General features: G+C 68.8%; 4 protein-coding genes and 2 pseudogenes. 4 read left to right on the forward strand and 2 right to left on the reverse strand.

Annotated elements, in window-relative coordinates; genetic code table 11:
* The 4 genes and pseudogenes from ACTIFJ_RS15140 to ACTIFJ_RS15155 all read left to right on the forward strand — a co-directional run.
* A pseudogene (locus ACTIFJ_RS15140) lies at nt 1-205 on the forward strand (envelope stress response membrane protein PspC); the annotation flags it as partial.
* A 36-nt stretch (nt 206-241) separates the two neighbouring features.
* Nucleotides 242-649, forward strand: a complete 408-nt coding sequence (locus ACTIFJ_RS15145; RefSeq protein WP_439534947.1) for a SufE family protein — start codon at nt 242-244, stop codon at nt 647-649.
* Nucleotides 646-1,131, forward strand: coding sequence for a PaaI family thioesterase (locus ACTIFJ_RS15150; RefSeq protein WP_439534948.1), 486 nt, complete (start codon nt 646-648; stop codon nt 1,129-1,131). Before ACTIFJ_RS15145 ends, ACTIFJ_RS15150 begins: the two co-directional genes overlap by 4 nt.
* The gene (locus tag ACTIFJ_RS15155; protein ID WP_439534949.1) at nt 1,128-1,574 is read left to right on the forward strand and encodes a PaaI family thioesterase; all 447 of its coding nucleotides are present in this window, start codon (nt 1,128-1,130) and stop codon (nt 1,572-1,574) included. Before ACTIFJ_RS15150 ends, ACTIFJ_RS15155 begins: the two co-directional genes overlap by 4 nt.
* Here ACTIFJ_RS15155 and ACTIFJ_RS15160 read toward each other — a convergent pair.
* Both ACTIFJ_RS15160 and ACTIFJ_RS15165 read right to left on the reverse strand, forming a co-directional pair.
* Complete coding sequence (locus ACTIFJ_RS15160) at nt 1,543-2,658, reverse strand: glycerophosphodiester phosphodiesterase (protein WP_439534950.1); 1,116 nt, start codon at nt 2,656-2,658, stop codon at nt 1,543-1,545. The two genes, ACTIFJ_RS15155 and ACTIFJ_RS15160, sit on opposite strands and share 32 nt — an antisense overlap.
* 64 nt (nt 2,659-2,722) lie before the next feature.
* Nucleotides 2,723-3,320: pseudogene (locus ACTIFJ_RS15165) on the reverse strand (TonB-dependent receptor); the annotation flags it as partial.

Consider the following 3,320-nt stretch of genomic DNA (forward strand, 5'->3'; position numbering starts at 1 on the left):
CATCGCCAACGCCAAGCCGTACCGCCTCTACGACGAGAGCGACGAGAACCGCCGTTTCTGGACAGACGTTCGCGTCGCCCCGCAGCGCACGGTCCGTAACGTTCACGCCGGGTTCCGCGATATCGACCGCCGGCTGCGCGACATCGAGGCGCATGTCACCACCCGCAACCGCAGCCTGTCTGACGAGATCGAGAAGCTGCGCTGACTTGACCGCACCGGCGCTGCCGCCCATGTCAGCGCCATGACGATCAGCAGTTTCGAGGATGTCGAGGCCGAGTTCGAGGCGTTCGACGATTGGGATGACCGCTACCGGCTGCTCATCCAGCTCGGACGTGACCTCGCCCCGATGCCCGAGGCGTTGAAGACCGAAGCGACCAAGGTTCGTGGTTGCGCCTCGCAGGTCTGGCTGCACGCCCGCGAAGACAATGGCCGGTTACACTTCGTCGCCGACAGTGACGCTGCCATCGTCAAGGGCCTCGTCGCGCTGGTGCTCATGCTGGCCGATGGCCGCGCGCCCGCCGAGATCGATGCCGACGAGATCCGCGCCCGGATGGACGGCCTGGGCCTGTCCCGCCACCTGTCCTCGAACCGCACTCAGGGCCTGGCCTCGATGGTGGCCCGCATCGACACGCTGGCCCATGCGGCATGAGCACGCCTGAAGAAGAGACGCTCGACCGCCAGCGCCGGTTCGCCAACCAGTTCATAACCGCGGTGCCGCACGCCGCAGCGCTCGGCATGGGCTATCAGGACCATGGCGGCGACTGGGCCGAGCTGGCCATGCCCTATGCCGATCACCTGCTCGCCGACCCGGACTATGGCATCATCGCCTCGGGCGCCATCTACACACTGATGGACTCAGCCGCCGGCTTTTCGGTCCTGCTGGTGCGCGGGGCGATGGAGCCTTATGCGACGCTGGACCTGCGGCTCGACTATCTGCGTGCGCCGCTGCCGCATGCCACCATCATCGGGCGCAGCACCTGCTACCGGATGACCCGCCAGATCGCCTTTGTGCGCGGCATTGCCCATGACGGCGATCCCGACCGGCCGATCGCCAACATGGCCGGCACATTCATGTTCACCGCCCAGCCGGCGGAGGGCATCTCCACCGCCCAACCGGCGGCGGGCGCATGACCAGCCTCACCCTCGCCCAGGCGCTGCACAGCCAGACGAGCGGCTCGCTCGACATGCTGCCCTATGCCCGGCTGCTGGCCATCGGCTTCACCCGCCCGGCGGACACCGAAGACATCGAGCTGCGCATGCCGTTCGCCGAGCGCCTGATCGGCACCCCCGGCCGGTTGCACGGCGGCACGCTTGCCGGGCTGCTGGAGCTTGCCGCGCTCGCCCGGGTCATCGTCGCGCAACCGGCCGACGCGCCGCTGCCGCGCATCCGCCCGGTCACCATCACTGTCGATTTCATGCGCGAGGGCGCGCCCGTTGACACCTTCGCTGCCGGCGAGATTACCCGGCTCGGTCGCCGCATCGTCAATGTCAGCGCCCGCGCCTGGCAGACCGGGCGCGACCGGCCGATTGCTGGCGCCCAGGTCAATTTCCTGCTGGACTATCCCGCCCGCTGACATCCGGCGGCGCCAGCGCTGCCACCGCCGCTGCCGGACTGTCCGAGAACAGCCCGTCGATCCCGGTCTCCAGATAGAAGCGGATCTCGTCCACCGCCGCGCCGCGCGCCTTCGGATCGGGCGATGATCGCCATTTTTTGCCGAGGAAGTAGTTCTCAGGCCGGAACGTCCAGGGATGCACCTCCAGCCCGGCCGCATGCGCATCCGCCACCAGGCTAGTCACCGCGCCCAGCACGCCCTCCTTATCGCTCGGGATGATAAGCTCGCGCGCCGGCCCGATCGCATCGGCATAAGCCTTGATCGCGTTCAGCCCCGCCGGCGTCCGCATTGCGTCATAGTCATGGCCATCGGGCGTCGGTCCCACGGCTATCAGCTGCACCAGCCGTACCCCGGTCTGGCCGCGCAGCGCCTTCAAATTGTCGACTTCGAACGACTGGATGAACACCGGGTCGCTTGCCCGCGTCCAGCCGGCCGCCGCCAGCGCTTTGAGCAACGCTGGCTCGATCGGCAGACCGATGCGGGTAAAATGGCTTGGGTGCTTGGTCTCGGGATAGATGCCGATCGTCCGCCCGCTGCGCGCCGTCTCGGTCTTCGCCAAAGCGACGATTTCGTCGAGCGTCGGAATGTCGAACTGCCCGTCATAGCCAGCATTCGCCGGGCGCAGCTGCGGCAGCCGCTCGCTCGCGCGCAGCGTCTTCAGTTCGGCCAGTGTGAAATCCTCCGTGAACCAGCCGGTGACCGACACCCCGTCGATGTCCTGACTCCGTCGCCGCGCCGCAAATTCCGGATGCGACGCCACATCGGTCGTCCCGGAAATCTCGTTCTCGTGGCGCGCCACCAGCACCCCGTCGCGCGTTGACACCAGGTCGGGCTCGATGAAGTCAGCCCCCTCGGCGATCGCCAGCGCATAGGCGGCCAGCGTATGCTCGGGCCGCTCGGCGCTGGCGCCGCGGTGCGCGATGACGATCGGCGCCGCCGGCGGCGGCCCGGCACGCGGTGACTTTGGCAGCGGGGCGGCAGAGGCGCTCAGGCTCATCAGACAGGCTCCGGCAGCGGCCAGGCCGGCGAGGATGGTGCGGCGCATCATGTCGGCCTTCCTGAATCGATTGGTTGTCCGTCCCTAGCGCACCGATTGCGCCGATGTAACCTCAGCCGGCGGGCCGCCCCGGCGGCCGCGCAAAAAACACCTTGCGAAATTGCAGCCGCACGGTTCGTCCGAGCGGATCGAGCAGATCGGGCTGATAGCCCAGCGGCACGTCGCCGGCGGTATTGCGCACCTGGAGCCGGGCATTGGCGATGTTGTCGATGTTGAGGCTCAGCCGGCTGCCGCGCAGGAACGGTATCGCCTGCACCAGCCGCCGCTGGGCGCTCAGGTCCGCGAACAGCCGCAGGTCCATCGTTGCCAGCCCGCCGAAGCGCAGGTCGTTGGCGCCGAGCAGGGGACTCGAAGGGTCGGCCCGCACCGTCGTGCCAGACTGCCAATTGACGCTGAGCCGCCCGCCGAGCCCGGCCTTGTTCGCCCCGACCCGCAGTTCGAGTTCATGGCGCGGCTGCCCGCCCCGGCTGCCCGTGGCGCTGCCATTGAGCAGGTCGAGCGGCGCCACCCCGTCGCGGATGGTGATCCGGTTGATGGTATGGAGCGTATGGAATACGGATACGAAGACCCGGCCGCCGCCCCCGCCGCCGCCGAATCCGCCCCGACCACCACCGCCACCTGGCCCGCCGCCGCCCGGCCCGCCACCACCG

It is taken from the genome of Polymorphobacter sp., from assembly GCF_051860865.1.
Classification (GTDB): Bacteria; Pseudomonadota; Alphaproteobacteria; order Sphingomonadales; family Sphingomonadaceae; genus Sandarakinorhabdus.

Coding starts and splice junctions, on each gene's coding strand:
- ACTIFJ_RS15155 (WP_439534949.1), top strand. CDS start 1,128: ATGACCAGCCTCACCCTCGCCCAGGCGCTGCACAGCCAGACGAGCGGC.
- ACTIFJ_RS15150 (WP_439534948.1), top strand. CDS start 646: ATGAGCACGCCTGAAGAAGAGACGCTCGACCGCCAGCGCCGGTTCGCC.
- ACTIFJ_RS15145 (WP_439534947.1), top strand. CDS start 242: ATGACGATCAGCAGTTTCGAGGATGTCGAGGCCGAGTTCGAGGCGTTC.
- ACTIFJ_RS15160 (WP_439534950.1), bottom strand. CDS start 2,658: ATGCGCCGCACCATCCTCGCCGGCCTGGCCGCTGCCGGAGCCTGTCTG.